General features: G+C 75.5%; 24 protein-coding genes, 2 tRNA genes and 1 riboswitch. Of the genes, 6 read left to right on the top strand and 20 right to left on the bottom strand.

The features are described from left to right. Nucleotides 1–51 precede the first annotated feature (51 nt). Nucleotides 52–771: an IclR family transcriptional regulator gene (locus Cpa01nite_RS14065; protein WP_154728344.1), complete on the top strand. Its 720-nt coding sequence runs from the start codon at nucleotides 52–54 to the stop codon at nucleotides 769–771. Nucleotides 772–1,119: 348 nt separating this feature from the next. On the opposite strand, the gene Cpa01nite_RS14060 is transcribed toward Cpa01nite_RS14065, so the two are convergent. From Cpa01nite_RS14060 to Cpa01nite_RS14030, 7 genes are all read right to left on the bottom strand, one after another. Beyond that, nucleotides 1,120–1,192, bottom strand: a tRNA-Glu gene (locus Cpa01nite_RS14060). A 102-nt stretch (nucleotides 1,193–1,294) separates the two neighbouring features. Further along, nucleotides 1,295–1,366 (bottom strand) — tRNA-Gln (locus Cpa01nite_RS14055). Between the two features lie 195 nt (nucleotides 1,367–1,561). Continuing rightward, the gene (locus Cpa01nite_RS14050) at nucleotides 1,562–2,314 is read right to left on the bottom strand and encodes an HAD family hydrolase (protein ID WP_203669381.1); all 753 of its coding nucleotides are present in this window, start codon (nucleotides 2,312–2,314) and stop codon (nucleotides 1,562–1,564) included. Beyond that, nucleotides 2,311–3,816 (bottom strand): glutamate--tRNA ligase, encoded by a 1,506-nt coding sequence (gltX, locus tag Cpa01nite_RS14045; protein ID WP_203669380.1) that lies wholly within the window; start codon nucleotides 3,814–3,816, stop codon nucleotides 2,311–2,313. The genes Cpa01nite_RS14050 and gltX overlap by 4 nt, the downstream gene beginning before the upstream one ends. Before the next feature lie 63 nt (nucleotides 3,817–3,879). Continuing rightward, nucleotides 3,880–5,337, bottom strand: coding sequence for an alanine/glycine:cation symporter family protein (locus Cpa01nite_RS14040; protein WP_203669379.1), 1,458 nt, complete (start codon nucleotides 5,335–5,337; stop codon nucleotides 3,880–3,882). A gap of 51 nt (nucleotides 5,338–5,388) precedes the next feature. Beyond that, nucleotides 5,389–6,171, bottom strand: coding sequence for a fumarylacetoacetate hydrolase family protein (locus Cpa01nite_RS14035; RefSeq protein ID WP_203669378.1), 783 nt, complete (start codon nucleotides 6,169–6,171; stop codon nucleotides 5,389–5,391). A gap of 26 nt (nucleotides 6,172–6,197) precedes the next feature. After that, entirely contained in the window at nucleotides 6,198–7,019 is an 822-nt protein-coding gene (locus Cpa01nite_RS14030; RefSeq protein ID WP_203669377.1) for a methyltransferase domain-containing protein, read from the bottom strand. 123 nt (nucleotides 7,020–7,142) lie between these two features. On the opposite strand from Cpa01nite_RS14030, the gene Cpa01nite_RS14025 reads away from it, so the two are divergent. Further along, complete coding sequence (locus tag Cpa01nite_RS14025; RefSeq protein ID WP_203669376.1) at nucleotides 7,143–8,198, top strand: heparan-alpha-glucosaminide N-acetyltransferase domain-containing protein; 1,056 nt, start codon at nucleotides 7,143–7,145, stop codon at nucleotides 8,196–8,198. A gap of 39 nt (nucleotides 8,199–8,237) precedes the next feature. Here Cpa01nite_RS14025 and Cpa01nite_RS14020 read toward each other — a convergent pair whose 3' ends face one another. The 5 genes from Cpa01nite_RS14020 to Cpa01nite_RS14000 all read right to left on the bottom strand — a co-directional run bounded on the left by Cpa01nite_RS14020 (nucleotide 8,238) and on the right by Cpa01nite_RS14000 (nucleotide 10,846). Then, nucleotides 8,238–8,900 carry a pyridoxine/pyridoxamine 5'-phosphate oxidase gene (locus Cpa01nite_RS14020; RefSeq protein WP_203669375.1) on the bottom strand — a complete coding sequence of 221 codons (663 nt, stop codon included), beginning with the start codon at nucleotides 8,898–8,900 and terminating at the stop codon, nucleotides 8,238–8,240. A gap of 101 nt (nucleotides 8,901–9,001) precedes the next feature. Next, on the bottom strand, nucleotides 9,002–9,466 hold the full coding sequence (locus Cpa01nite_RS14015) for a PTS sugar transporter subunit IIA (RefSeq protein ID WP_203669374.1): 465 nt from the start codon (nucleotides 9,464–9,466) through the stop codon (nucleotides 9,002–9,004). Next, nucleotides 9,466–9,780, bottom strand: a complete 315-nt coding sequence (locus Cpa01nite_RS14010) for a PTS sugar transporter subunit IIB (protein ID WP_275406256.1) — start codon at nucleotides 9,778–9,780, stop codon at nucleotides 9,466–9,468. Before Cpa01nite_RS14010 ends, Cpa01nite_RS14015 begins: the two co-directional genes overlap by 1 nt. Next, nucleotides 9,777–10,022: a PTS sugar transporter subunit IIB gene (locus tag Cpa01nite_RS14005; protein WP_203669372.1), complete on the bottom strand. Its 246-nt coding sequence runs from the start codon at nucleotides 10,020–10,022 to the stop codon at nucleotides 9,777–9,779. Before Cpa01nite_RS14005 ends, Cpa01nite_RS14010 begins: the two co-directional genes overlap by 4 nt. After that, entirely contained in the window at nucleotides 10,019–10,846 is an 828-nt protein-coding gene (locus tag Cpa01nite_RS14000; protein WP_239068785.1) for a GntR family transcriptional regulator, read from the bottom strand. The genes Cpa01nite_RS14005 and Cpa01nite_RS14000 overlap by 4 nt, the downstream gene beginning before the upstream one ends. Before the next feature lie 254 nt (nucleotides 10,847–11,100). On the opposite strand from Cpa01nite_RS14000, the gene Cpa01nite_RS13995 reads away from it, so the two are divergent. Continuing rightward, nucleotides 11,101–12,483, top strand: coding sequence for a PTS transporter subunit EIIC (locus Cpa01nite_RS13995; RefSeq protein ID WP_203669370.1), 1,383 nt, complete (start codon nucleotides 11,101–11,103; stop codon nucleotides 12,481–12,483). Between the two features lie 80 nt (nucleotides 12,484–12,563). On the opposite strand, the gene Cpa01nite_RS13990 is transcribed toward Cpa01nite_RS13995, so the two are convergent. Together Cpa01nite_RS13990 and rnhA are read right to left on the bottom strand one after the other, a co-directional pair. Beyond that, nucleotides 12,564–12,833, bottom strand: a complete 270-nt coding sequence (locus Cpa01nite_RS13990; RefSeq protein ID WP_203669369.1) for an HPr family phosphocarrier protein — start codon at nucleotides 12,831–12,833, stop codon at nucleotides 12,564–12,566. Nucleotides 12,834–12,994: 161 nt separating this feature from the next. Then, nucleotides 12,995–13,459, bottom strand: a complete 465-nt coding sequence (gene rnhA, locus Cpa01nite_RS13985) for a ribonuclease HI (protein ID WP_147796023.1) — start codon at nucleotides 13,457–13,459, stop codon at nucleotides 12,995–12,997. 44 nt (nucleotides 13,460–13,503) lie between these two features. On the opposite strand from rnhA, the gene Cpa01nite_RS13980 reads away from it, so the two are divergent. After that, nucleotides 13,504–16,098 carry a DEAD/DEAH box helicase gene (locus tag Cpa01nite_RS13980; RefSeq protein ID WP_203669368.1) on the top strand — a complete coding sequence of 865 codons (2,595 nt, stop codon included), beginning with the start codon at nucleotides 13,504–13,506 and terminating at the stop codon, nucleotides 16,096–16,098. Between the two features lie 115 nt (nucleotides 16,099–16,213). After that, nucleotides 16,214–16,906, top strand: coding sequence for a VIT1/CCC1 transporter family protein (locus Cpa01nite_RS13975; protein ID WP_203669367.1), 693 nt, complete (start codon nucleotides 16,214–16,216; stop codon nucleotides 16,904–16,906). A 112-nt stretch (nucleotides 16,907–17,018) separates the two neighbouring features. On the opposite strand, the gene Cpa01nite_RS13970 is transcribed toward Cpa01nite_RS13975, so the two are convergent. The 4 genes from Cpa01nite_RS13970 to Cpa01nite_RS13955 are packed head-to-tail and all read right to left on the bottom strand — an operon-like array spanning nucleotide 17,019 to nucleotide 20,895. Further along, a complete protein-coding gene (locus Cpa01nite_RS13970) occupies nucleotides 17,019–17,780 on the bottom strand; it encodes an energy-coupling factor transporter transmembrane component T family protein (RefSeq protein ID WP_203669366.1) in 762 nt (253 codons plus the stop codon). Next, entirely contained in the window at nucleotides 17,777–19,621 is a 1,845-nt protein-coding gene (locus Cpa01nite_RS13965) for an ABC transporter ATP-binding protein (protein ID WP_203669365.1), read from the bottom strand. The genes Cpa01nite_RS13970 and Cpa01nite_RS13965 overlap by 4 nt, the downstream gene beginning before the upstream one ends. Continuing rightward, nucleotides 19,611–20,243 carry an ECF transporter S component gene (locus tag Cpa01nite_RS13960; protein ID WP_239068784.1) on the bottom strand — a complete coding sequence of 211 codons (633 nt, stop codon included), beginning with the start codon at nucleotides 20,241–20,243 and terminating at the stop codon, nucleotides 19,611–19,613. Before Cpa01nite_RS13960 ends, Cpa01nite_RS13965 begins: the two co-directional genes overlap by 11 nt. Beyond that, nucleotides 20,236–20,895: a YkoF family thiamine/hydroxymethylpyrimidine-binding protein gene (locus Cpa01nite_RS13955; protein ID WP_203669364.1), complete on the bottom strand. Its 660-nt coding sequence runs from the start codon at nucleotides 20,893–20,895 to the stop codon at nucleotides 20,236–20,238. Before Cpa01nite_RS13955 ends, Cpa01nite_RS13960 begins: the two co-directional genes overlap by 8 nt. Nucleotides 20,896–20,951: 56 nt before the next feature. Further along, nucleotides 20,952–21,060, bottom strand: a riboswitch (TPP riboswitch). Between the two features lie 30 nt (nucleotides 21,061–21,090). Here Cpa01nite_RS13955 and ybaK point away from each other — a divergent pair. Beyond that, complete coding sequence (ybaK, locus tag Cpa01nite_RS13950) at nucleotides 21,091–21,585, top strand: Cys-tRNA(Pro) deacylase (protein ID WP_203669363.1); 495 nt, start codon at nucleotides 21,091–21,093, stop codon at nucleotides 21,583–21,585. 26 nt (nucleotides 21,586–21,611) lie between these two features. Here the strand turns inward: ybaK and Cpa01nite_RS13945 are convergent, their stop codons facing one another. Together Cpa01nite_RS13945 and Cpa01nite_RS13940 are read right to left on the bottom strand one after the other, a co-directional pair. After that, nucleotides 21,612–22,433, bottom strand: coding sequence for an ABC transporter permease (locus Cpa01nite_RS13945; protein ID WP_203669362.1), 822 nt, complete (start codon nucleotides 22,431–22,433; stop codon nucleotides 21,612–21,614). Beyond that, nucleotides 22,430–23,419: an ABC transporter ATP-binding protein gene (locus tag Cpa01nite_RS13940; protein WP_203669414.1), complete on the bottom strand. Its 990-nt coding sequence runs from the start codon at nucleotides 23,417–23,419 to the stop codon at nucleotides 22,430–22,432. Before Cpa01nite_RS13940 ends, Cpa01nite_RS13945 begins: the two co-directional genes overlap by 4 nt.

Here is a 23,419-nt window from a genome sequence, read left to right as displayed (position 1 = left end):
CCGTCTGGGTGCCGACTTGCGTCTCAGTGTGCGAGACGGCAATATCGACCTATGGACAACTCTAGCGGAGTCGGCGTGCTGGACAAGGCCGCCTCGGTCCTCAACGCCCTCGAGGCCGGACCCGCCACCCTCGCGCAGCTGGTCAACGCGACCCATCTTGCCCGCCCGACGGCCCACCGGCTGGCCGTCGCGCTCGAGCACCACCGCCTGGTGGGGCGCGACATGCAGGGCCGGTTCGTCCTGGGACCGCGGCTGACCGAGCTGGCCAGCGCGGCCGGCGAGGACCGGCTGCTCGCCGCGGCGGGCCCCGTGCTCGCGGCGCTGCGCGACCACACCGGCGAGAGCGCGCAGCTCTACCGCCGCCAGGGCGACCAGCGCATCTGCGTGGCCGCCGCCGAGCGCCCGATCGGCTTGCGCGACTCGATCCCCGTCGGCGCGACGCTGACGATGGCGGCCGGGTCCGCCGCGCAGATCCTGCTCGCCTGGGAGGAGCCGGACCGACTGCACCGCGGACTGCAGGGCGCGAAGTTCACCGCGACGATCCTGTCCGGCGTCCGCCGCCGCGGCTGGGCGCAGTCGGTGTCCGAGCGCGAGGTCGGCGTCGCGTCCGTCTCCGCGCCCGTGCGCGGGCAGTCCGGGCGCGTGGTGGCCGCGGTGTCCATCTCCGGCCCCGTGGAGCGCCTGAGCCGCCAGCCGGGCCGCCTGCACGCCGCCGCGGTGGTGTCGGCGGCCAACCGCCTGACCGAGGTCCTGCGCCGCACGGCGGAGTGAGGCGCACGGCACGCCCGACCCGCTGCCACGAGGCCGCCGCTCCCCCCCGGGGGGGGGGTGGCCGCCTCGCTGCCTCACCGGCGGCCGCGTCGCCGCGGCGCCGGCCGGTGGCGCGCGAGGTCGTGGGTTGCGCCCGAGGTCGGGCGCTCCGCCACCCGTCGCGCGGACGGAACCGACGACCTCGCCACGCACGACGCCCGCGCTCGCGAGGTCGTCAGATACTCGCGAGGTCGTCAGCAACGAATGACGACCTCGCGCCGATGTGACGACCTCGGCACGACGCCGGCCGCGCGCACTCCGGGACGGCAGAAAGGCCGGCCGCCTTCCGGCGACCGGCCTCTCGTGTTGTACCCCCAAGGGGATTCGAACCCCTGTTACCGCCGTGAGAGGGCGGCGTCCTAGGCCACTAGACGATGGGGGCCTAGCTGATCTCACCGCCGGGGCGGCTTGACCGGGACTTACTCTACTGCATCCTGCTCGGCTCTTTCAAATCGGCCCTTCCGGACCGCTTTCCAGAACCTTGCTGGGGTACCAGGACTCGAACCTAGACTAAGTGAACCAGAATCACTCGTGCTGCCAATTACACCATACCCCAATGGCGCTTCCGACCAATTCCCCGGCCCCACGGCCTGCACGGACCGGCGCACGGGGCGCCGGACGAGCGGGTTGGAGGACCGGCGTTCTGGACGCCGTGCCGACCGAGAACATTACCGGAGGAACTCCCCCGCTCCAAACCGGCCGCCCGCGACCCGCGTCACAGCGGGTCGCGGGCGTCACGGCGCCGGGCGGATCAGAGCCCCAGCACGCCCGGGAGCTCGTCCAGCGACCCGATGACGACGTCCGTCGGCAGCGCCTGGGCGGCGTTCGCATGCTTCGCCACCAGCCCCGGCCGGGCCAGCCAGACGCCTCGCAGGCCGGCCGCCGCGGCGGCGCGCGCGTCGACGTCCAGCTCGTCCCCGACGTACGCCGTCCGCCCGGGCGACGTGCCCAGCCGGCGGCACGCCTCGGCGAACACCCGCGGGTCGGGCTTGCCGAACCCGAGGGTGTCCACGCCGACGAGCAGCGGCACGTCGGCCGCCAGCCCCGCGCGGGTGAGCTTGCGCACCTGGTACTCGGTCGCGGCGTTGGTCAGCGCGCCGACCTTGATCCCCGCGTCGAGCAGCCGGCGCACCACGCCCGCGGCGTCCGCGTGCGCCGCCCAGGCGCCGGTGAACCGCTCCTCGAACAGGGCGTTCCACCGGTCGTACGCCTCGTCGTCCAGCACCGGCCCGCCGAAGACGGCGTGCAGGTCGTTGGCCCGGCCCATGCGCTGCTCGCGGTAGGTGGCCTCGCCGCGCGTGTACCGGCGGTACCGGCCTTCCGCGTCCGCGCGCCAGTGGTCCAGCACCTCGCCGTCCCGCTCCGGGTCGAGCCCCGGCAGCCACTCGCGCGACACGGCGGCGAGCGCCTGCGCGAACGCCCCGTGCGTGTCGACCAGGGTGTCGTCGACGTCGAACAGCACGCCGTCGACCGCGCGCCCCTCCCCGGGGACTCCGAGCGTCACAGCGACGCGCGCAGCGCGGCGATCCGGGCGAGCGTGGAGGGGCGGCCCAGGATCTCCAGCGACTCGAACAGCGGCGGCGACACCCGGCGCCCGGACACGGCCACGCGCAGCGGCGTGAACGCGAACCGCGGCTTGATGCCCAGCCCGTCGACCAGGGCGGCCTGCAGGGCGTCCTGCACGGCCTGGGTGGTGAACCCGTCCTCGGGCAGCGCGGACAGCGCCTCCGCGGCGGCGTCGAGCACCTGCGCGGCGGTCTCCTTGAGCGCGCCGCGGGCGTCGTCCTCGACCACGAGCGCGTCGTCGGCCGTGAACAGGAAGCCGAGCATGCCGACGGCCTCGCCGAGCAGCGTCACGCGGGTCTGGATCAGCGGCGCCCCGGCGTCCAGCAGCGCGCGGTGCTCGGCCGAGAGGTCGGCGTACGAGTCCGCCGGCACGAGGCCCGCGGCGTGCAGGTACGGCACCAGGCGGTCGCGGAAGTCGTCGGCGTCGAGCAGCCGGACGTGCTCGGCGTTGATCGCCTCGGCCTTCTTCAGGTCGAACCGCGCGGGGTTCGGGTTCACGTCGGCGACGTCGAACGCCTCGACCAGCTCGGCGACCGAGAAGATGTCCCGATCCGGGCCGATCGACCAGCCGAGCAGCGCCAGGTAGTTGAGCAGGCCCTCGGGCGTGAAACCGCGCTCCCGGTGCAGGAACAGGTTCGACTCGGGGTCGCGCTTCGACAGCTTCTTGTTGCCCTCGCCCATGACGTACGGCAGGTGGCCGAACTGCGGCATGACGGAGGCGACGCCGAGCTCGAGCAGCGCGCGGTACAGCACGACCTGCCGCGGGGTGGACGACAGCAGGTCCTCGCCGCGCAGCACGTGCGTGATGCCCATGAGCGCGTCGTCGATCGGGTTGACCAACGTGTAGAGCGGCTGGCCGTTGCCGCGGACGATCACGTAGTCGGGGATCGACCCGGCCGCGAACGTGATCTCGCCGCGGACCAGGTCGGTGAACGTGACGTCCTCGTCCGGCATGCGCAGGCGCAGCACGGGCTCGCGGCCCTCGGCGCGGTAGGCGGCCTTCTGCTCCTCGGTGAGGTGGCGGTCGACGCCGTCGTAGCCGAGCTTCGGATCGCGGCCGGCCGCGCGGTGCCGGGCCTCGACCTCCTCGGGCGTCGAGAACGACTCGTAGGCGTAGCCGCCCTCGACGAGTCGGCGCGCGACGTCCGCGTACAGGTCCATCCGCTGCGACTGCCGGTACGGCGCGTGCGGGCCGCCGACCTCGACGCCCTCGTCCCAGTCCAGGCCGAGCCAGCGGAGCGCGTCCAGCAGCTGCTGGTAGGACTCCTCGGAGTCGCGCGCGGCGTCGGTGTCCTCGATCCGGAACACGAACGTGCCGCCGACGTGCCGCGCGTACGCCCAGTTGAACAGGGCGGTGCGGATCAGGCCGACGTGCGGGGTACCGGTCGGGGACGGGCAGAAGCGGACGCGCACGGGCGTCGCGGGGGCAGCAGCACTCACGCGCTCCACCCTAGCGAGCGCGCGGGTCGCGGCCCGCCCGGCGCCCGTCGCACCCGGCGGCGGTCAGGCGACGGGCGCCTCGACCCGGTCGCGCGCACCCGGCGCCCACACGTCGCCCGGCACGTCGCCGGGCAGCAGCGGGTTGCCGTGCCCGACGAACCGGTCGTCCCGCCCGGCCGCGACGACCCGCCGGTAGTCGGCGAGCGCGCCGAGCGCCCACCGGGACAGCAGCAGGATCGCGACCAGGTTGACGGTCGCCATGAGCGCCATCGCGATGTCCGCGACCGCCCACACGGTGCTGAGCGCCGACAGCGAGCCGATGCCGACCGCCGCGAGCACGCCGGTGCGCAGGGCGTTGAGCGCCCGGCCCCGGATCCGCAGGAACGTGAGGTTCACCTCGGCGTAGGCGTAGTTGCCGAGGACGGAGCTGAACGCGAAGACGAACACGATCGCGGTCATCAGCCCGACGGTCCAGCCGCCGAGCTCGTGGGCGACCGCGTCGGTCGTGAGCGCGGCCCCGGCGCTCTGCTCGGTGCTGCCCGGGACGTACACCTCGGGGCCGGCGCACAGCACGATGAACGCGGTTGCGGAGCAGACCAGCATCGTGTCGACGAACACGCCGAGCGACTGCACCAGGCCCTGCTTCACGGGGTGGGTGACGGTGGCGGTCGCCGCGGTGTTCGGGGCCGAGCCCATGCCCGCCTCGTTGGAGAACAGCCCGCGCCGGGCGCCGTTCAGCACCGCCGCGAGGATGCCCCCGGCGGTGCCCGCGAGCGCGGTGTCCAGCCCGAACGCGCCGCGCACGATCTGGCTCAGCACGTCGGGGACCGCCGTGACGTTGAGCGCCACGATCACCAGCGCGAGCAGCAGGTAGGCGCCGGCCATCAGCGGGAGCATGATCTCCGCGACCCGGGCGACGCGCCGCACGCCGCCGAACAGCACCGGCGCCGCCAGCACCACGAGCCCCACCGCGGTCCAGCCGACGGGGATCCCGTGCGAGGAGTCGAGCGTGGTGGCGATCGTGTTGGCCTGGACCATGTTGAAGGCGAACCCGAACGTGAACACGAGCAGCACCGCGAACACGATCCCCCAGCGCCGCGAGCCGAGCCCGCGCTGGATGTAGTACGCGGGGCCGCCCCGGTAGGACCCGTCGGGGTCGCGGACCTTGAACACCTGGGCCAGGGTCGCCTCGACCAGGGCGGTCGCCATGCCGACGGCGGCCACCACCCACATCCAGAACACCGCGCCCGGCCCGCCGAGCGTCAGCGCGACCGCCACGCCGGCGATGTTGCCGGTGCCGACCCGGGACGCCAGGCCGACGGCGAACGCCTGGAACGACGAGATGCCGCCCTCGGCGCCGGAGCGCGACGCGGCGACCTGGCGCAGCATCGCCGGGAACATCCGCACCTGCACGACGCCGGTGCGCACCGTGAACCACAGGCCGACGCCGACGAGGACGTAGACGAGCCAGTAGGTGTAGAGGGTGTCGGTGGTGCGGTCGAGCACGGACTGCAGATCCACCGTCCGCTCCTGTCGTCGTGCGGGTCGGGACCCGCAGACCCTAGCCCCGGCTCAGGACCGGCGCAGCACCGGGTTGCGCAGCGTGCCGATCTCCTCGACCTCGACCTCGACGACGTCCCGCTCGGCCAGCAGGCCGACGCCGGCGGGCGTGCCCGTCAGGATGATGTCGCCGGGCAGCAGCGTGAACACCTCGGAGATGTACGAGATGAGCGCCGCGACGTCGAACACCATCTGCGACGTCCGGCCGTCCTGCTTCGCCTCGCCGTTGACCCGCGACCGCACGGCCAGGTCCTCGACGTCGAGCCCCGGCACGACCCAGGGGCCGATCGGGCAGGACGAGTCGAACCCCTTGGCGCGGGTCCACTGCGAGTCGGAGCGCTGGGCGTCGCGGGCGGTGACGTCGTTCGCGACGGTGTAGCCGAACACCTTGCTGAGGGCGTGCTCGGGCGAGACGTCCTTGGTGACCTTGCCGATCACGACGGCGAGCTCGGCCTCGTACGAGACCTCCTCGGTCCAGTCCGGCAGCACGATCGGGTCGTCCGGGCCGACGACCGCCGTGTTGGGCTTGAGGAACAGCAGCGGGGACGCCGGCACCTCGTTGCCCATCTCGGCGGCGTGGTCGACGTAGTTGCGGCCGACGCCGATGATCTTGGACCGCGGGATCACCGGGGCGAGCAGCCGCACGCCGTCGCCGAGCGGGATCCGCTCGCCGGTGGGCTGCACCGGGGTGTAGATCGGGTCGCCGCTGATGACGACGAGCTGCTCCTGACCCGGCTCCCCCTCGACGAGGGCGTAGCGGGGGTCGTCTCCGGTGGTGAACCTGGCGATGCGCACGGGCCCACCCTAACCGCGCGCCGGGGTCAGACCCGGGCGAGCACCTCGCCGTGCAGCACCGCGAACCAGCCGTCCGGCGCGGTCCCCCACTCGCGCCAGCCCGCCGCGAGCTGCTCGAGCCCGACCTCGTCGGCCAGCCCGTGCTCGACGGCCTGCCGGGCGAAGTCCGAGGACACGCAGCGCTCGGCCCACAGGTCGGCCCACCACGCGCGGTCCTCGTCCGTGGCGTAGCTCCACACGCCGGCGGTCGGGACCAGGCCGTCCGGGTCGAACCCGGCGGCGAGCGCCCAGGAGTGCAGGCGGCGGCCGGCGTCGGCCTCGGCGCCGTTGGCCTGGGTGACCTCGTGGTACAGCGCGGACCACTCGTCCAGCACGGGCGACGCCGGGAACCACGTCATGCCCGCGTAGTCGGCGTCCCGCACGGCCACGACGCCGCCGGGGCGGGCGACGCGGCGCAGCTCGCGGAGGGCGGCGACCGGGTCGGTGAGGTGCTGGAGCACCTGGTGCGCGTGCACGACGTCGAACGACGCGTCCGGGAACGGCAGCGCGTAGGCGTCGCCGACCTGGAAGGTCACGTTGTCCGCGCCCGCGGCGGCGGCCTCCTCGCGCGCGAGCTCGAGGACCCGCTCCGAGCGGTCGAGGCCGACGACGGCGCCGGGCGCGACCCGGGACGCGAGGTCGACGGTCACCGTGCCGGGGCCGCAGCCCACGTCGAGCAGGCTCTGGCCGGGCTGCAGGGCCGGCAGCAGGTAGGCCGCCGAGTTCTCCGCGGTGCGCCACCGGTGGGAGCGCAGCACGCTGTCGTGGTGGCCGTGCGTGTAGACGTCGGCCTGGTGCGTGTGGGTCACGCGCCGACCGTAGCCCGGTCGCGGGAGCGCATTCCAGCCAGCGGTACGAGTCGTCCCGGCGCGCGAGACGATGCGGCCTCAGTCGCGCCCCGGACGCAGAAGCGGCCCGCTAGCGTGGCCGCCATGCAGCGGATCACCGGGGTGGACGTCGCCCGCGGCCTGGCGGTGCTGGGCATGCTCACCGCGCACGTCGGCCCCGGCGAGCCGGGCGACCCGCTGCCCTGGTCCCTCGCGCAGGTGGTCGACGGCCGGTCCGCGGCCCTGTTCGTGCTGCTGTCCGGGATCTCGGTCGCCCTGATCTCCGGCGGGTCGGCGCCGGTGGCCGGCGTCCGGCGGGTGCAGGCGCGGGCCAAGATCCTGGTGCGGGCGTTCCTCGTGCTCGGCATCGGCGTCGCGGTGATCCTGCTCGGCACGCCGATCGCGGTGATCCTGCCGACCTACGCGGTGCTGTTCGCGTGCGCGACGCCGCTGCTCGGCGCCGACCCGCGGCGGCTGCTCGGCGGGGCGGTCGCCGTGGCGGCGCTCGGGCCGGTGCTCCACGTCGCGCTGCAGGACGTGCTCGGCCGCCTGCCCGGGCGCGGGTTCACCGACCTGCTCGTGGGCGACTTCTACCCGGCGGTCGTGTGGTTCGCGTACGTGCTGGTGGGGCTCGCGGTCGGGCGGATGGACCTGCGGGACCGGCGGGTGCGGCTGCGGCTGCTCGGCGCGGGCGCCGCGCTGGCCGTCGTCGCGCACCTGGCCTCCGCCCTGCTGACCCGCGCGCTGGCCGGCGACCCGGCGCTGGTCGCGCTCGTCACCACCGAGCCGCACTCGTCCTCCGGGCTCGAGGTCGTGGCGAACACCGGCGTGGGGCTCGCCGTGCTGGCGCTCTGCCTGATCGTGGCCGACGCCGTGCCCGCGCTCGTCGCTCCGGTCGCCGCGACCGGCGCGCTGGCGCTGACCGCCTACACGGGGCAGCTGGTCGTGATCGCGCTGCTCGGCGAGTCCGTGGTGTGGCAGCCGCAGGCCGGGACGTGGCTCGCGTTCCTCGTCGTCACCGTGCTGGCGTGCTGGACGTGGCGCGCGGCGCTCGGGCGGGGCCCGCTGGAGCGGCTGCTGCACGGGCTCGCCGCGCGGGCCGCGGACGTCTCCCCGGACGTGCTGCCGCCGCGGGACGCGGTGCCGGCCGCGCGTGACTGAGCGGGCGGGCGCGCCGCACCCGCCGCCCCGGCGGCCGGTTCACGGCCAGTCGAGGTGCCGGTCCCACCGGTCGCCGGCGCGGGCGTACCGGACCCGCAGGTGCGCCCGGTCCGAGTCGCCCTGCCACAGCTCGACCTCGTCGGGCTCGACGGCCCAGAGCTGCCAGGTGGGCAGCACCAGCCCGGGCTCCCGGTCGACCCGCGCCCGCGCCTGCTGCACGGCGGCGTGCAGCTCCTCGGACGAGAGCAGCCGCTCCCCCGGCCGGGACGCGAACGCCGCGGCGCGCGCGCTGGGCGACCGGCGCAGGAAGTCCGCGGCGCACGCGGCCGCGTCCAGCGCGCGGGCCCGGCCGGACACCCGGACCTGCCGGCCGAGCGGCTGCCAGTAGAACGTGAGCGCCGCGCGCGGCTCGCCGGCGAGGTCCTGCGCCTTGCCCGCGCGGGCGTCCCCCGCGAACACCCACGCGCCGTCCGCGACGTCCGCCAGCAGCACGACGCGCGCGTGCGGCGCGCCGTCCGGGCCGACGGTCGCGAGCGTCAGCGCGTGCGGCTCGGGCACCCCGGCCGCGACGGCGGCGGCGAACCAGCCCTCGAACGCCTCGACCGGGTCGGCCGGCAGCGCGTACGGGTCGACCTCGGGCAGGTCGCCGGTGAGCGCGGGCAGGGACCGCAGCAGGTCGCGGGTGCGCGGGCGGGGCAGCATGCGGCCCAGTATCCGGCCGCGGGGCGCGCGCGGACGCAGGACCCGGGCCGGGACCCCGCGCGGGGTCCCGGCCCGGGGCGCGGCGCCGGGGTCGGCGCGGCTCAGGCCAGGGACAGCAGCGGGTCGCCCGCCACCACCCGGGTGCCGGGCTCGGCCAGCCGCGTGAGCGAGTCCGGCTGCGCCTCCAGCCCGACGACCGGGCAGATCGCCGACCGGCCGCCGGCCTCGACCGCCGCCGGGTCCCACTCGACCAGGATCTGCCCCTGCTCGACCGCGTCCCCCTCGGCGACGTGCAGCGTGAAGCCCTCGCCGCCGAGCTGGACGGTGTTGATCCCGAGGTGCACCAGCACGCCGCGACCGCCCTCCGCGAGCAGCACGAACGCGTGCGGGTGCAGCTTGGCGACGGTGCCGGCGACCGGGGCGACGACGGACCGGCCGGCGCCGGACTCCGCGTCCGGCTGGACGGCGAGCCCGGGGCCGACGATCTCCTGCGCGAACACGGGGTCGTCGACGTCCGCGAGCGCGTGCACGACCCCCGCGACCGGCGCGAGGACGGTCAGCGTCATCAGCGCAGGTCCTCGATGTCCGAGGCCAGCGTGTCCGCCTCGGGGCCGACGATGACCTGGACGACCGTGCCCTGCTGCATCACCGCGATGGCGCCGGCGGCCTTCAGCACGGACTCGGTCACCTTGGCCGGGTCCTCGACCTCGACGCGCAGGCGGGTGATGCACGGCTCCAGGTCGACGATGTTCGCGTCGCCGCCGAGGCCCGCGAGGATCTGCTCTGCCTTGCTCATGGTTCTCTTCCCTTCGTGGCTCCCGCCGGTGCGGGCGGCGGGGTCGTGGCTCGTGCGGCGGCCCGGGCGGGGCCGGGTCGTCACATGAGGTCCTCCAGGTCGGACGCGAGGGTGTCGACGCTCGGGCCGATCACGACCTGCACGACCCGGCCCGACATCATCACGCCGAACGCGCCGGCGGCGCGCAGGGCGGCGGCGTCCACGCGCGACGGCTCCTTGACCAGCGAGCGCAGCCGCGTGGTGCACGGCTCGATCTCGTCGATGTTCCCCACCCCGCCCAGGCCGGCGAGGATCGCCGCGGCCTGGCCGGCGCCGTTCGCGCTCATCCCGTCCTCCCGTCGTGCACGGTGGCCGCCACGGCCTCGCGCTCGTCGTCGTGCTCCCGCAGCCGCGGCACCAGGGCCGGCGCCGGGGCGCTCAGCGGCACCCACACGCTGTACCGGTCGCCGCGGTAGCAGGCGTTCGAGTACATCGCGGGCGTGTCCGCGCTGAACGTCCGGCGGGTCGCGCGCAGCACCGCCCGGGTCCCGCGCAGGTCGAGCAGCGCCGCCTCCTCGTCCGTCGCCTCCGCGGCGGTCAGCGTCTCCTCGCCCCACGACGGGTCGAGGCCGACGGCCCGCAGGGCGTCGTGCATGCTCGGCGGGTGGCCCGCGGCGAGCAGGTCCGGGACCAGGGCGACCGACACCCAGTGCTGCTCGATGCTCATCGGCGAGCCGTCGGCGTACCGGACGCGGCGCAGGTGGTGCAGCGGCGCGCCGGGCTCCGTACCCAGCGCGTCCGCGGCCTCGGCGGACGCGGCAACCGTGCCCATGCCGAGCACCCGCGTCTCGGGGCGCATCCCGCGGCGGCGCATCTCCTCGCCGAACGTCGTCAGCCGCATCTCGAAGTCCATGCGCTGCGGGGCGACGAACGTGCCGCGTCCCTGCTCCCGCACCAGCACGCCCTCGCCGACCAGCGCGTCGACCGCCTGGCGCACCGTCATCCGGGAGACGCCGAACCGCTCGCACAGGGCCCGCTCCGAGGGGATCGCGTCGCCGACCCGGAGCTCCGTCTGCACCAGGGCGGCCAGGTAGCTCCGGACCGCCTGGTACTTGTGCCCGCCGCGGGCGGACGGGAGCGCGTCGGCGGGCGGGGACTGCTTCGCGTGCACGCGCTCACCCTCCCACCTCGGTCGCCGTCGGCCGCACCACCGCCGGGCCCGCGGGGGTGAACCGGGGCGCGCATGTGGTCCTTGACACATACTCCGGTCTAGACCACTCTGACCGCAACTGGTCCAGACAACTTGCCGGCTCGACGGCGACCACGCACGTCCCGCACCGAAGCGCACCGCGTGCCCACACCTCCCCCCGACCCGTGGGCGGCCCCGTCCGGGGCCCCTCGCGACCCGACTCCCGAGGAGTGACCATGACCGCCACCACGGTCGATACCCCGAAGCGGGGCATCCCCGGACTCGCGCAGCTGCAGCGCGTGGGTCGATCCCTCATGCTCCCGATCGCCTCGCTCCCCGCCGCCGCGCTGCTGCTGCGGCTCGGCCAGGCGGACATGCTCGGCGCCGACGGCCTGGGCGCCCGCGCCGACTGGCTGCTCCCCGTCGCCGACGTGCTCGCCGCGGCCGGCAACGCGCTGCTCGGCAACCTGCCGCTGCTGTTCGCGCTCGGCGTCGCCATCGGCTACGCCCGCAAGTCCGACGGCTCCACCGCCCTGGCGGCCGTCATCGGCTACCTGGTCTTCACGGGCGTCACCGACGCGCTGTCCCCGTACATCCTCGAGCGGGCCGCGGAGGGAGAGGACCAGGAGCTCATCAACTACGGCGTGCTGGGCGGCATCGTCATCGGCCTCACCGCCGCCCTGCTCTACCAGAAGTTCTACCGGATCAAGCTGCCGCCGTACCTGGCGTTCTTCGGCGGCCGCCGGTTCGTCCCGATCATCACCGCCGGCGTCGCCGTGCTCATCGCCGTCGTCGCGGCCCTCATCTACCCGGCGTTCGACGCGGGCTTCACCGCGGTCGGCGAGTGGGTCACCGGCTCGACGATCATCGGCGGGTTCGTGTTCGGCACGCTGAACCGCCTGCTGCTCCCGTTCGGCCTGCACCACCTGCTGAACTCGCTGCCCTGGTTCCAGTTCGGCTCCTACGAGGCCGACGGCGAGGTGTGGAACGGCGACATCGCCCGGTTCCTGCACGGCGACCCCACCGCGGGCACCTTCATGACCGGCTTCTTCCCGATCATGATGTTCGCCCTGCCGGCCGCCGCCCTCGCGATCGTGCACACCGCCAAGAAGAAGAACCGCAAGGTCATCGCCGGCATCATGGGCTCGGCCGCGCTCGTCGCGTTCGTCACCGGCGTCACCGAGCCGCTCGAGTTCGCGTTCGTGTACGTCGCCTACCCGCTGTACGCGATCCACGCCGTCCTCACCGGCACCTCGCTGGCGCTGGTCAACGCGCTCGACATCCGCAGCGGGTTCGGGTTCTCCGCCGGAGCCATCGACTACCTGCTGAACTTCCGGATCGCCGAGCAGCCGCTGCTGATCATCGTGATCGGCCTGGCCTACGCGGTCGTCTACTACTTCCTGTTCCGGTTCATGATCCTGAAGTTCAACTTCGAGACCCCGGGCCGCGAGGACGACCCCGTGGCCGAGGGCGCGGGCGACGCGGTCACCGCGGACGGCGCGGACACCCCGGCGGAGGTGCCGGCGACGGCCTCCGTGCCGGCCGCCGCGGTCGAGTCCCGCGCGGACGACCCGGGCCGGCGCCCGGGCGGCCACCCCTCGGGCGACTCCCCCGCCTGACGCCGGGGTCAGCCCCGCCGCACGACGACGAGGGCCCGCGCACCGATCCGGTGCGCGGGCCCTCGTCGTGCGGCGCGGGATCAGGCGATCTCGACCTGCTGCAGGAACTGCTCCAGCGCGTCCAGGCTCGCCTCGGCGTCGGGGCCGTCGGCCTCCGTCGCGAGCACGACCGTCTCGCCCGCGGCGGCGCCGAGGGTCATGACGCCGAGGATGCTGTTCGCCTGCACCGGGGCGGCGTCGCCCTTGCGCACCGTGACCGGCACCGGCTGCTTGCCGGCCTCCGCGACGAACAGGGCGGCGGGGCGGGCGTGCAGGCCCTCCGCGATGGCGACGACGACGGACCGTTCCATGCCTGACCTCCGGTGCGAGCGGGATCGTGCCCGGCGTTGGGCACGGGACCGACTGTAACTGGTCCAGACCACTCGCGGCAGACGCGCGGGTGCACGAGACACGCCCGCAGTGCCCTCGGTGAGGGCACCCTCGACGTGTCTCGTGCTCCGGGAGGCGCGCGTCAGCCGGCGCGGACCTCGTCGACGCCCTTGTTCGCCAGCTGGTCCGCGCGCTCGTTGCCCGGGTCGCCGGCGTGGCCCTTCACCCAGTGCCAGGAGATGGCGTGCCGGGCGACCTGCTCGTCGAGCGCCTGCCACAGGTCCTGGTTCTTCACCGGCTTCTTGTCGGCCGTGCGCCAGCCGTTGCGCTTCCAGCCGGCGATCCACTTGGTCACGCCCTGCATGACGTACTGCGAGTCGACGTGCAGGTCGACGCGGCACTGCTGGTTCAGCGCCCGCAGGCCCTCGATGACGGCCGTGAGCTCCATGCGGTTGTTCGTGGTGACGGCCTCGCCACCGAACAGCTCGCGCTCGTGCCCGTTCGACCGGAGCAGCGCGCCCCAGCCGCCGACACCGGGGTTGCCCTTGCAGGCGCCGTCCGTCCACATCTCGACGGCGGGCGGGGTGCTGCTGGGGGCGTCGCTCATGGTCGCCCACTGTAGGGCCGGCGCGGGCGTGGAAGGATCGGCCGGTGCCCCCCACCGACCGCCGGACCCTCGCCGACCGCGTCCCCGCGAATCCCCAGGACCCCGACGCGCTGTACGAGGCGTTCACCGGCTGGGCCGCGGACCAGGGCCTCGCGCTGTACCCGCACCAGGACGAGGCGCTGCTGGAGCTGGTGACCGGCTCGCACGTCATCCTGTCGACGCCGACCGGCTCCGGGAAGTCGCTCGTCGCGACCGCCGCGCACTTCGTCGCGCTCGCGCAGGGCCGGCGCACGTACTACACCGCCCCGCTCAAGGCGCTGGTGAGCGAGAAGTTCTTCGCGCTCGTCGAGGCGTTCGGGTCCGCGAACGTCGGGATGATGACCGGCGACTCGGCGGTGAATCCGGACGCGCCCATCATCTGCTGCACCGCGGAGATCCTGGCGAACCAGGCGCTGCGGCAGGGGCCGGGCGCGGACGTCGGCCAGGTCGTGATGGACGAGTTCCACTTCTACGCCGACCCCCAGCGCGGGTGGGCGTGGCAGGTGCCGCTGCTCGAGCTGCCGCGGGCCCAGTTCCTGCTGATGTCGGCGACGCTGGGCGACGTGTCGTTCTTCGTCGACGACCTGGAGCGCCGCACCGACGTGCCGGTGGCGGTCGTCGCGGGCGCCGAGCGGCCGGTGCCGCTGACGTTCACCTACGAGGTCGAGCCGCTGCACGAGCTGCTGGAGATGCTGGTGCAGACCGGCCGCTCCCCCGTGTACGTCGTGCACTTCACGCAGAAGGAGGCCGTCGAGCGCGCCCAGGCGCTGCTGTCGATGACGCTCGCCTCCCGCGAGCAGCGCGACCACATCGCCGAGGAGCTGGGCGACTTCCGGTTCGGCCCGGGGTTCGGCAGGACGCTGTCCCGGCTGCTGCGGCACGGCGTCGGCGTGCACCACGCGGGCATGCTGCCCAAGTACCGCCGGGTGGTCGAGCGGCTGACCCAGAAGGGCCTGCTCCGGGTCGTCTGCGGCACCGACACCCTGGGCGTCGGGATCAACGTGCCGATCCGCACGGTGCTGCTCACCTCGCTGGTGAAGTACGACGGCACGCGGATGCGGCACCTGTCCGCCCGCGAGTTCCACCAGATCGCCGGGCGCGCCGGCCGCGCCGGGTTCGACACCACGGGCGAGGTGCTCGTGCTCGCGCCCGAGCACGTCATCGAGAACCGCAAGGCCCTGCAGAAGGCCGGCGACGACCCGAAGAAGCTCAAGAAGATCGTCCGCAAGCAGGCGCCGCCCGGGATGGTCAACTGGACGGACAAGACGTTCGAGCGACTGCGCGACGCCGAGCCCGAGCCGCTGACGTCGTCGTTCGGCGTCTCGCACGCGATGGTGCTCAACGTGCTCGCCCGACCGACCGGCGACCCCGTCGAGACCATGAAGCACCTGCTGCTCGACAACCACGAGCCCGAGGCGTCGCGCGGCAGGCTCGTGCGGCAGGCGATCGCGATCTACCGGTCGCTGCGCACGGCCGGCGTCGTCGAGCGGGTCGTCGAGGACGGTCCCGGTCCGGAGCGGCTGCGCCGGACGGTGCGGCTGACCCTCGACGTGCCGCCGACCTTCGCGCTCAACCAGCCGCTGTCCCCGTTCGCCTACGCGGCGCTCGACCTGCTCGACCGCGAGGACCCCGGTTACGCCCACGACGTGGTGTCGGTCATCGAGGCGACGCTGGACGACCCCCGCCAGGTGCTCGCGGCGCAGGAGAACCGCGCCCGCGGCGAGGCCGTCGCGGCGATGAAGGCCGACGGCATCGAGTACGAGGAGCGGATGGCGCTGCTCGAGGACGTGTCGTACCCGAAGCCGCTCGCCGAGCTGCTGGGCGCCTCGTTCCAGATCTACAAGCAGACCAACCCGTGGGTCGCCGACCACGAGCTGTCCCCGAAGTCCGTCGTGCGCGACATGCACGAGCGGGCCGCCACGTTCGCCGAGTACGTGTCGCTCTACCAGCTCGACCGCACGGAGGGCGTGCTGCTGCGCTACCTCGCGGACGCGTTCCGGGCGCTGCGGCAGACCGTGCCGGACGACCTGCGGACCGAGGAGCTGCACGAGATCGTCGAGTGGCTCGGCGACCTGGTGCGCCGCACGGACTCCAGCCTGCTCGACGAGTGGGAGCGCCTGGCGCACCCGGAGGACCTCGACGACGCCACGGTCACGGAGTCGCGCCCCGAGGACGACGCCCCGCCGCCGATCACGGTCAACAAGCGGGTGTTCCGGGCGCTGGTCCGCGGCGCGCTGTTCCGCCGGGTCGACCTGGCCGCGCGCGAGGCGTACCCGGCGCTGGCGGCGCTGGGCGACCAGGACGCGTCGGACGCGCCGTGGACCGCCGACCGGTGGGGCGACGCGCTCGACCCGTTCTACGACGACCACGACGAGATCCTCACCGGCCCCGCGGCCCGCGGACCGGCGCTGTTCCAGGTCGACGAGCGGCCGGCCGGGCACGGCGAGGCGGGCGCCCGGGGCGACCTGTGGTTCGTCCGGCAGCTGCTCGACGACCCCGCCGGCGACCACGACTGGCGCATCGACGCCCTGGTCGACCTGCCCGCGTCGGACGCCGCCGGCGAGGTCGTGCTGCGCGTGCTCGCGGTGGGGCCGCTCTGACCTGCGGCTTTCTGACAGCACCGCCCCGGTGAGGGTAGCCATACCTGCGTTTACGCAGGTCAGGGCAGCCTTTCCTGTGATGACACCGGCGCCCGAGCGGCCTACCGTGGATGCCATGAGCGCCCTGTCGACCCACCTCCTGGACCATGACCGCACCGCCGCCCCGACGGCCCGCGGCGGGTCCGCGGAGGACGCGGGGCGCGGCCCCCAGCGCCGGGCCGTCGCGGGTCCCCCTCCCGTCGGCGACCCGGCCCCCGCCGGGGTCGGCGCCGTCGACCTGCCGACCGCCGAGCGGCTCAACTGGCTGCGTGCGGGCGTGCTCGGCGCGAACGACGGCATCGTCTCCGTCGCGGCCACCGTCGTCGGCGTCGCGGGCGCGGCGACCGGGCTCGCGACCCTCGCCGTCGCGGGCGTCGCCGCCCTCGTCGCGGGCGCGCTGTCGATGGCCGCGGGCGAGTACGTCTCCGTCAGCAGCCAGCGCGACGCCGAGCGGGTGCTGCGGGCGCACGGCGTGCGCGACGCCGAGGAGGCGCTCACCAACCCGTGGCACGCGGCGCTGGCGTCGCTGGTCGCGTTCGTCGTCGGCGGCCTCGTGCCGCTGCTCGCGATGCTCGGGCCGTGGGGCGGCGAGGCGCGGGTCGTCGCGACGTTCGCCGCGGTCGTGGCGGCGCTCGTGGTGACGGGCACGGTGAGCGCCCGCCTGGGCGGGGCGCCGGCCGGGCGCGCGGTCCTGCGCAACGTGGTGGGCGGCAGCCTCGCGATGGCGATCACCTACGGCGTGGGCTCGCTGGTCGGCCTCGCGGTCTGACCGGCCCGGTCCGCTCGTCGAGACCCACTGATCCGACCGAGGCCCACGCCCGCGATCGACGGTCTCGACCGGATCAGTGGGTCTCGCCGACGGGTCTCGCCGACGCCGCTCCTCACCACCACCCGCCCGCGGGCGCCAGCACGGCGCCCGCCGCGAGCACCAGCGCCAGGACGCCGACGACGCCGCCCGCCAGCGCGGCGTCCCCCGCGCCGAGCGGCACCGGGCGCCAGACGCTGCGCGGCCCGGCGGACAGGCCGCGCGACTCCAGCGCGAGCGCCACCCGCTCGGACGCGCGGATCGAGGCCACCAGCAGCGCGAACGCGGACCGCGCCCACGCGCGCCAGCCGTCCCGCGGTCGGCCGTCGCGCCCCAGCGGAGCGCGCACCCGCTGCGCCGCCCGGATCGTCGCCCACTGCCGCGGCAGCCCGGCGAGCATCCGGTGCCCGGCGAGCAGCGCGTAGGCGTACCGCGGGCTGAGCCGGGCGTGCCGGGTCAGGCTGACCATCAGGTCGCGCGGCGGTGTGCTGGCGAGGAACGCGACGGTGCCGACGCCGATCACCAGGCCGCGCAGCGCGAGCGCCGCGCCGACGACCAGCCCTTCGTGCGTCACGCGGAACGGCCCGCCCGCGACGAGGGCCTCGCCCGGGCGGCTGAGCGCGTTGACCAGCAGGACGCCGACGCCGAACGACCAGAACGGCACCTGGGCGAGCAGCAGCCGCCGCGGGCCGACGCCGGCGCCCCACCGGGCCGCGGCCAGCCCGAGCAGGTACAGCAGCACCAGGGTCGCCGGGTCCAGCAGGGCGAGCGTCACGAGCGACACGGCGACGAGCAGCAGCAGCTTCACCGTCGGGTTCCGGGCCTCCAGCGGGGTCACGGGGCCGGCACCTCCGCCGGGCCGGCCGCGAGCGCAGCGCCGGGTGCGCCGGCCGCGGGCGCCACGCCGGGCTCGCCCGCCACCGGCGCCACGCCGGGATCGGCGGCCGCGGGAGTCGCCCGGGCCGCACCGGGATCCCGGGCCGCGAACCCCCCGCGGGCGTCCAGCGCCGCGAGCGCGTCCCGCAGCCGCCCGGCATCGGCCACCGCCACGGCGAGCCAGCGCAGCAGCCGCGACGGGCGCAGCCGCGCGGCGTCGAGGAGCCGCGGGTCCCGCACCAACCCGAGCGGGTCCACGTCCGCGACCAGCCGGCCGTCCGCGATCACCAGCACCCGGTCGGCGACGGACGCCACCGCGCGCAGGTCGTGGCAGGTGAGCAGGACGGCGCGCCCGGCGCGGGCCTCGTCGGCCAGCACGCCCAGCACGGCCGCCGTCCCGTGCCGGTCGAGCCCGAACGTCGGCTCGTCCGCCAGCAGGACGGGGCGGTCGTGGACGAGCATGGCCGCCAGGCTCAGCCGCCGCTGCTCCCCGCCGGACAGCCGGTGCGGGTCCCGGTCCGCGAGCCCCGCCAGCCCGAACCGCGCGAGCGCCGCGGCCACCCGCGCGTCCGTCGCCGGTCCGGGCGGGAGACCGACGGCGACCTCCGCCGCCACCGTGCGCCCCGCGAGCTGGTGCTCGGGGTTCTGCACCACGAGCCCGGGACGCACGCCCGCGACGGTGCCGGCGAGCGGCGGCAGCAGGCCGGCGAGGGAGGTGAGGAGGGTGGACTTGCCCGCGCCGTTCGCGCCGACGAGCGCCACCACCTCGCCCGCGCGGAGCTCGAGGTCGACGCCGCGGAGCACCGGCTCCGGCGCCGGCCCGCGCCGCCCACGCCGGCCGCGGGGTCCCCGGCCGACTGCCAGGCCCCGCGCCGCGAGCAGCACCTCCCGCCGCGGGCCGGTGACCCCGTCGCACCCGGCGCCGCGCGCCGGCGGGGCCGTCGAAGCCAGGGCGAGCACCCGGTCGCGCAGCCCGGGCCCTGCGACCGCTCCCCCGAGCGCCGCCGCCAGCTCCACGTCCTCCGGCAGCCAGCACCCGCGCGCGAGCAACTCCGGCCCGGCGTCCCGCGCCACCTGCGCCGCCGGGCCGTCGTGCGTGACCCGGCCGTCGGCCGAGAGCACGACCCACCTGCCCGGCAGCCCGGCGACGCCGGCGTCCCCGGCGAGCGCGTCCAGCCGGTGCTCGACCAGCACGCAGGCCGCCCCGGTCGACTCCCGGGCCGCCGCCAGCGCCGCCCGCACCGCCGCCACGCCGTCCGCGTCCAGCAGGGACGTCGGCTCGTCGAGCAGCAGCAGCCGGGGCCGGGCCACCACGGCCGCGGCCAGGGCGACCCGCTGCAGCTCGCCGCCGGACAGCGCGTCCGTGCGCCGGCCCGCCAGGTGCGCGGCGCCCGCCGCGCCGAGCGCCGCGGCGACCGCCGGGCCGATCGCGGCGGGCGGCGTCCCGAGGTTCTCTAGCGGGAACGCCACCTCGTCCGCGACGTCGGACAGGCACACGCCGGTCTCGGGGTCCTGGGCGAGCACGCCGACCACGTCCGCGAGCGCCGCGACGCCGTGCTCCGCGACCGCGCGGCCGGCGACGACGACCTCCCCCGACACCCGGGCGGGCACGGCGTGCGGCACCGCGCCGTGCAGGCACCGCAGCAGCGTCGACTTGCCGGCCCCCGACGGCCCGAGCACGAGCACCTGCTCCCCCGGGGCGAGCCGCAGGTCGACCGGGCCCACGCCCGCGCCGCCGTCCAGGACCGCCTCGAGGCCGGTCACCTGCAGCACGGCACCCGCGGCGCCGCCCTCAGCCAGCACGGCGCTGGACCACCGGGCGCTCGGCCGCCGCCGCGCGCCCGATCGCGAACCCGTCCAGCACCCCGGTGCGGTGGAGGGCGTCGACGACCACCTTCGCCAGCAGCCCGCCCAGGACCACGCCCGACGCGGCCTGCAGCACCAGCCGCAGCACGAGCACGTCCTGCCCGAACCAGCCGAACCGGAACGCCGACCACGCGAACACGAGCGTCGCGCCGAGCAGCCCCGAGACGGCGAACCGGGCCCAGCCGAACCGCCGGTACCGGCCGAGCGCGAACGGGATCTCGCTGCCCAGGCCCTGCAGCAGCGCCGCGACGAGCAGCAGCGGCCCCACCGGCGACCCGAGGAACACCACCTCGACGACGGAGGCCAGCACCTCGGCGATCACCCCCACGCCGGGCCGCCGGATGATCGCGATCGCGATCGGCGCCACGAGCAGCCAGCCGCCGAGCAGCACGTGCTGCGCGAGGTCGCCCGCCGGGCCCATGAGCACCGCGAGGCCGTTCCACGCCTGCACGAGCGCCCAGTACAGGAACCCGAACACCACGCCCAGCACCACCATGAGCACGATGTCCTTCAGCGCGAGCGGCTCGCGCCGCCGCCCGCCCCCGACGCCGTCAGCCACGGGACCGGGTCGGGCTGTTGAGCGAGACCGTGACGTGGCTGGTCACGTGCTGCACGCCGCGGCCGACCCGCGCCCAGGCGCCGACGACCGTCTCGACGAGCGCGCCGACGTCGCCCTCGAGCCGGGTCACGAAGTGCTCGGAGCCGCGGAACGTCCCGGTCGTCCGCGCCAGGTCGATCGCCGCCTCGATGTCGCGCATGTGGTCGGGCTCGACCCCGGCCCGGACGTCGTCGGCCAGCGGGTAGAGCGCCCACTCCGCCGCCCCGGAGCGGCCCGTGCGCCGGCCCGGGGGCAGCGCCACCGCGCGCGGGCCCGCGCCACCGGGGAGCTCGCACACGACCTCGCCCGGGCAGCCGCGGGACAGGTGCAGCGTGACGGCCGCGTGCTCGCCGGTGGCGGCCACCGCGTCGACCAGGTCGGTGAGGTACCGCAGCAGGTCCGCCTCGTGGCCGCCGACGTAGGTGCTCACGTCGCCCGTGTCCACCACGAGCCCGTCGGTCGCGACGCCCGCCAGCGCCCCGAGGATCACCTCGGCGTACCGGTCGGACATCACCGCCACGGTCACGCGGGCGCCGACCCCGAAGCGGAGCGGGTCGGCCACCAGGTCGGCCGCCCCGGCGGGCCCGGGCTGCGTCGAGGGTGTCGGGATCATGCGTCCTCCTGTGCTGGTCGGTCTCAGCACGGGAGGACGGCGGACGGGTGCCCGGCATCCTGCGAGATGTCGCTCCCTGCGCTGGCATGATCCAGATCAGGTTCTACGGTCGGAGTTCGAGTACTCCCTCTCAGCCCGGCTCACCGGACTCCCGTGCTGCCCCGACGCTAGCAGCACCGCCCCTAGGCTGGGCCCGTGAGCCGCAAGCAGCCGCCGTCCGGGACGCCCGCGCTGGTCGCGCTGGCCGCCGCCGGGGTACCGCACACCGCGCACGCCTACGAGCACGACCCGCGCAGCACCGTCGGCTACGGCCTGGAGGCCGCCGAGGTGCTGGGCATCGACCCCGAGCAGGTCTACAAGACCCTCATGGCGTCGGTCGACGGCACGCTCACCGTCGCCGTCGTGCCCGTCGCCGGGAAGCTCGACCTCAAGGCGCTGGCCCAGGCGGTCGGCGGCAAGAAGGCCGTCATGGCGGACCCGGCCGCCGCCGAGCGCGCGACCGGGTACGTCGTCGGCGGCATCTCCCCGCTCGGCCAGAAGACCCCGCACCCGACCGTCGTCGACGAGACCGTGCAGCTGTTCGACACCGTGTTCGTGTCCGGCGGTCGCCGGGGCCTCGACGTCGAGCTGGCCCCGGACGACCTGATCCGGCTCACGGCGGCGACGGTGGCGGACATCGCCCGCGGCTGACGCCGCCGCCGCCCGCCCGCGATCCCCTACCGTGCGCTGCGCGCCAGCGTCCGCACGCCGACCAGCAGCCCGAGCGCCGCGGTCGCCACCGCCGCCACCGCGCCCCACGCCACCGTCGCGGACGCGAGGTCCCCGGCGAACAGCGCGCGCTCGGCGTCCACCACGTACCGCAGCGGGTTCACGTCCGCGGCGACCTGCATCCACCGCGGCCCGGTCTCGAGCGGCAGCAGCATCCCGGACAGGATCAGCAGCGGGAACAGCAGCGTCTGCTGCACCGCCCAGAACATCCAGTCCTGCTTCCGGACGGCGATCGCCAGCGCGTAGGACAGCGACCCGATCCCGACGCCGAACACCGCGAGCAGGACCAGCCCCAGGACCGCGCCGGCCGGGCTGAACGAGAACCCGAACGGCAGCATGACGGCGACCACGACCACCGACTGCGCGACGATCGGCACCATCTCCTTCCAGGACCGACCGACCAGCTGCGCGGACCGGGCCAGCGGCGTGACGAGCAGCCGCTCGTGCGCGCCGGTCTGCATCTCGAACAGCAGGTTCGCGCCGGTGGTCGACGTGCCGAACAGGGTCGTCATCACGAGGATCCCGGGCACGAACCACGCCCACACGTCCCCGCCGGGCAGCCCGTCGCCCACGGAGCCGGCGAGCAGCGGGCCGAACAGCCCGAGGAACACCACCGGCTGGATGAGCCCGAACACGACGGAGAACGGGTCCCGCACGGTCGGCAGGAGCTCGCGGGACATCACCAGCCAGGCGTCGCCCCACCAGGAGCGGGCGGCCTCGCGGGCGGGCAGCGTCTCGGCGGGTGCGGTGCGGGCGGTCATGGCGGTCATGCCGCCACCTCCTCGGCGTCGGACGGCCGCGCGCCCTCCTCACGGAGGCTGCGGCCGGTGAGGGTCAGGAACACGTCGTCGAGCGTGGGCTGGTGCCCCTCCGCCCGGGCGACGGCGAGGCCGCGCGCGGCCGCTTCGGCGAGCACGGCGGGCAGCGCGGTCGGGGCGTCCGCCACGCGGGCGCGGACCTCGGCCCCGTCGACCTCGACGTCCCGCGCGCCGGGCGCCCGGGCGACGAGCTCCGCGAGCGCGGGGGCGTCCCCGGGAGCCGCGGCGGCGAGCACCAGCCGGTCCCCCGCGAGCGTGTGCTTGAGCGCGGCCGCGGTGTCGTCGGCGATGATCCGCCCGTCGTCGACCACCACGACGCGCTCGGCCATCTGGTCGGCCTCGTCCAGGTAGTGCGTGGTGAGCACGACGGTCATCTCGTGCCGCTCGCGCAGCCGGAGGATGTGCTCCCACAGGTTGGCGCGGTTGTGCGGGTCGAGCCCGGTCGACGGCTCGTCGAGGAACAGCAGCCGGGGCGCGTGCACGAGCCCGAGCGCGACGTCGAGCCGGCGGCGCTGCCCGCCGGACAGGTCCGAGACCTTGCGGCGCGCGAGCGGCTCGAGGTCCAGCTGGGCCATGAGCTCGGCGGCCCGCCGGCGCGCGTCCCGCCGGTCGAGGCCGTAGATCGTCCCCTGCACGACCAGCTCGTCCAGCGCCCGCTGGGAGTGGCCCGCGCCGTTGCCCTGGCCGACGTAGCCGATCCGGCGGCGCACGGTCCCGGGCTCGCGGGCGATGTCCGACCCGGCGACCTGCGCCGTGCCGGCCGTCGGCGCGATGAGCGTGGTGAGCATCCGGATCGTGGTGGTCTTGCCGGCGCCGTTCGGGCCGAGCACGGCGACGAGCTCCCCGGGCGCGATGTCCAGGTCGAGGCCGCGCACCGCGTGCACGGTCGGCCCCTTCCCCCCGGCGAAGTCCTTGGTCAGTCCCCTGGTGCGGATCAT

This window comes from Cellulomonas pakistanensis, from assembly GCF_016862755.1.
Taxonomy (GTDB): Bacteria; Actinomycetota; Actinomycetes; order Actinomycetales; family Cellulomonadaceae; genus Cellulomonas; species Cellulomonas pakistanensis.
This window is presented reverse-complemented; position numbering and strand designations above follow the sequence as displayed.

Coding starts and splice junctions, on each gene's coding strand:
- rnhA (WP_147796023.1), bottom strand. CDS start 13,459: ATGAGCGACGCCCCCAGCAGCACCCCGCCCGCCGTCGAGATGTGGACG.
- Cpa01nite_RS13945 (WP_203669362.1), bottom strand. CDS start 22,433: ATGACCGCCATGACCGCCCGCACCGCACCCGCCGAGACGCTGCCCGCC.
- Cpa01nite_RS13990 (WP_203669369.1), bottom strand. CDS start 12,833: ATGGAACGGTCCGTCGTCGTCGCCATCGCGGAGGGCCTGCACGCCCGC.
- Cpa01nite_RS13995 (WP_203669370.1), top strand. CDS start 11,101: ATGACCGCCACCACGGTCGATACCCCGAAGCGGGGCATCCCCGGACTC.
- Cpa01nite_RS14005 (WP_203669372.1), bottom strand. CDS start 10,022: ATGAGCGCGAACGGCGCCGGCCAGGCCGCGGCGATCCTCGCCGGCCTG.
- Cpa01nite_RS13940 (WP_203669414.1), bottom strand. CDS start 23,419: ATGATCCGCACCAGGGGACTGACCAAGGACTTCGCCGGGGGGAAGGGG.
- Cpa01nite_RS14025 (WP_203669376.1), top strand. CDS start 7,143: ATGCAGCGGATCACCGGGGTGGACGTCGCCCGCGGCCTGGCGGTGCTG.
- Cpa01nite_RS14020 (WP_203669375.1), bottom strand. CDS start 8,900: ATGCTGCCCCGCCCGCGCACCCGCGACCTGCTGCGGTCCCTGCCCGCG.
- Cpa01nite_RS14015 (WP_203669374.1), bottom strand. CDS start 9,466: ATGACGCTGACCGTCCTCGCGCCGGTCGCGGGGGTCGTGCACGCGCTC.
- Cpa01nite_RS13975 (WP_203669367.1), top strand. CDS start 16,214: ATGAGCGCCCTGTCGACCCACCTCCTGGACCATGACCGCACCGCCGCC.
- Cpa01nite_RS13955 (WP_203669364.1), bottom strand. CDS start 20,895: ATGATCCCGACACCCTCGACGCAGCCCGGGCCCGCCGGGGCGGCCGAC.
- Cpa01nite_RS14065 (WP_154728344.1), top strand. CDS start 52: ATGGACAACTCTAGCGGAGTCGGCGTGCTGGACAAGGCCGCCTCGGTC.